Source organism: Streptomyces durocortorensis (genome assembly GCF_016901035.1).
Classification (GTDB): domain Bacteria; phylum Actinomycetota; class Actinomycetes; order Streptomycetales; family Streptomycetaceae; genus Streptomyces; species Streptomyces durocortorensis.
Genome location: NZ_JAFEUF010000571.1, coordinates 1 through 355, shown reverse-complemented (window position 1 = coordinate 355; position 355 = coordinate 1). Strand labels below are relative to the sequence as shown.

The 355-nt window shown below is 57.7% G+C and carries 1 rRNA gene; it reads right to left on the bottom strand.

Features of this window, described 5'->3' with window-relative positions:
• Window positions 1-288: 288 nt before the first annotated feature.
• Window positions 289-355, bottom strand: a 16S ribosomal RNA gene (locus tag JS521_RS36115); the annotation flags it as partial.

Sequence of the window (355 nt, the reverse complement as noted above, 5' to 3'; positions counted from 1 at the left end):
GTGCAGTTCTCAAACAACGACCAGCCACCCACCACCCCACCCTTACCGGATGAGTTCACTGGGGCCGGATCAGAAGGACAGCCACATTCGGCCGTACCTTCAGACACCCAACAGCGTGCCCGACACAACCGATCCCTCACCGCGTTCCACGCTCCGAAGAGCAGTACTGGCCGTGATCAACCGATCATGCCGAATAGTCAACGTTCCACCCATGAGCAACCAGCACCGAACATTCGCCGGTGTACTGGCCTCTGACCAAACCGAAGCCTGGTAAGAAGTGCTCCTTAGAAAGGAGGTGATCCAGCCGCACCTTCCGGTACGGCTACCTTGTTACGACTTCGTCCCAATCGCCAGT